This window comes from Capnocytophaga sp. oral taxon 326 str. F0382 (assembly GCF_000318295.1).
GTDB classification, from domain to species: domain Bacteria; phylum Bacteroidota; class Bacteroidia; order Flavobacteriales; family Flavobacteriaceae; genus Capnocytophaga; species Capnocytophaga periodontitidis.
Genome location: NZ_KB291369.1, coordinates 1 through 1,789, shown reverse-complemented (window position 1 = coordinate 1,789; position 1,789 = coordinate 1). Strand labels below are relative to the sequence as shown.

4 protein-coding genes are annotated in these 1,789 nt (G+C 26.6%); all 4 read left to right on the top strand.

What is annotated here, in order from left to right:
• Positions 1–646 (top strand): hypothetical protein (locus HMPREF9073_RS16170; protein ID WP_009412283.1); only part of this gene is annotated, 646 nt, incomplete at its 5' end.
• 9 nt (positions 647–655) lie between these two features.
• Entirely contained in the window at positions 656–931 is a 276-nt protein-coding gene (locus HMPREF9073_RS01810) for a hypothetical protein (protein ID WP_009412282.1), read from the top strand.
• Positions 906–1,121 carry a hypothetical protein gene (locus HMPREF9073_RS01805; RefSeq protein WP_009412281.1) on the top strand — a complete coding sequence of 72 codons (216 nt, stop codon included), beginning with the start codon at positions 906–908 and terminating at the stop codon, positions 1,119–1,121. The genes HMPREF9073_RS01810 and HMPREF9073_RS01805 overlap by 26 nt, the downstream gene beginning before the upstream one ends.
• A gap of 52 nt (positions 1,122–1,173) precedes the next feature.
• Entirely contained in the window at positions 1,174–1,437 is a 264-nt protein-coding gene (locus tag HMPREF9073_RS01800) for a hypothetical protein (protein ID WP_009412280.1), read from the top strand.
• Positions 1,438–1,789 lie beyond the last annotated feature (352 nt).

Genomic DNA, 1,789 nt, shown 5'->3' with positions numbered 1-1,789 from the left:
AGGTGAAAAAGTAGTACTATCTTTAGAAAAAGAAATTAATTTATCTGATGAAACAACTCTGTATATTAATAATTTATTTAAAGGAGCTAGGGAAAGAGCAATAGCTAAATTTGGTAAGGAAGCAGAAGAACTTATCTATTTCAAATTTAATAAAGACGGAGGTGCTGTTGCTGAAATTATAGACCACTATGGAGCAGAAGGACTAAAAGCTCTTAAAAAAGCAAATAAAATAGATGATGTAGCAAATGAATTAATAAAAGGAAAAATAGCTTACAGACATATAGGTTCTAATGCTAATTATTTAGAGCAATTAAAATCTTCAGGTATTATTCCAGAACAAATAGGGCAAGGACAAACATATTTCTCATTAGATAAAATAGATGATCCCCTAATCGCTATTGATAAAATGCAGTTAAATGCAAAATATACAGACGCTGTTTGGCGTGCAGAGTTTGATGCTAACCAGCTAATAAATAAGACTCATATTCCAAAAGCAAAATGGAACAATGCTGAATATATGGAAGTTTTAACAAGGAGCTATCCAAATTTTGGAAAAGGAGGAGCAACGCAATTTATAACACAATCTCAAATAAAGTTGAAAAGATTAATTAACTTAAAAACAGGTGAAATAATCAATTTTAAATAACACTATGCTATGAAACGTTCAAAAATAATAGAGATAATAATTGATAATATTTGTTATGATCCCTCTGCCTATAATCCTAAATGGAGATGGAATGCCTTCTCTAAAAATATCAAAGCTGAATATCAAAAAATTTTGCCAATTCTCAAATACTGGGAAGAAAAAAACTATATTTCTATAATAAATGATGATGAATATATATTTATGTTATTTCCCGAAAATTTACCCGCAAGAGATGTTCTATTATTAGAAAGTTTATCTTATGAAAACAAAAGCAATAATCGATAATTTTCTATATAAAATAGAATTGTTTTATAGGAATTTTGGGAATGAATGGTCTATTAATGATTTTGCTGAAGATAAAAATCAAAAAAATGTAATAAAAGAGTTTTTACCTTTTTTAGAAAGCAAAGGAATTATTGAAATTGTATCTGAAGAAAAGTTTAAAATTATAGACTTACCTTCTAATAGATTATGACTCTTTCATAAATTATTAAAAACGTGAGGAAAATAATAATATTTAAAGAAATATGAAGCGTAAAAATCTTATCAAATTATTAGTAGACACTATTTACCGTGATAATATTTATTTAATAACTCCAATAATAGATTGGGATTTAATGGATATAGTGAATAAACATTTCAGAGATAATTATAACAAAGTGCTACCTGTTTTATTGAAGTGGCAAGAAAAAGAATATATTTCATTGATAAATGATGATAATGTTATTTTTATTTTTTATCCTGAAAAATTACCTTTAAAAGAAGATTTGTTAGCAGAGAGTATTCTATAAAATATTAATGTTTTTATTTTTAAGTTGAAGTCGTGTTGTTTTTCTAAAAATATTTATAATACATTCAATTAGTAAAAAATGTACTAAGGTGAAGAATAGTTCTTGTTTTATCATACTAATTTCATTTCTATTACTTTTACTTTCATTTAGTAAGCATAGAAAAACCCTAAAAAATATGCCCCTGAAAACATTGAGCATATAGATATGAAGTTTGAAAAAGGTTTAGATGATATCTGTGCCAACTGCCGTTATGACGTGAAGTTTAGGGAAGGACAAAAACCTTTATATGAGGAATTTAAAAGCTATAACAGCGAAACGTGGAGTAAAATAGCTAATGATAAAGGGTTTATCA

Bases quoted from the DNA above. Each gene is read 5' to 3' on its own strand.
- HMPREF9073_RS01805 (WP_009412281.1), top strand. From the start codon at position 906: ATGAAAACAAAAGCAATAATCGATAATTTTCTATATAAAATAGAATTG.
- HMPREF9073_RS01800 (WP_009412280.1), top strand. From the start codon at position 1,174: ATGAAGCGTAAAAATCTTATCAAATTATTAGTAGACACTATTTACCGT.
- HMPREF9073_RS01810 (WP_009412282.1), top strand. From the start codon at position 656: ATGAAACGTTCAAAAATAATAGAGATAATAATTGATAATATTTGTTAT.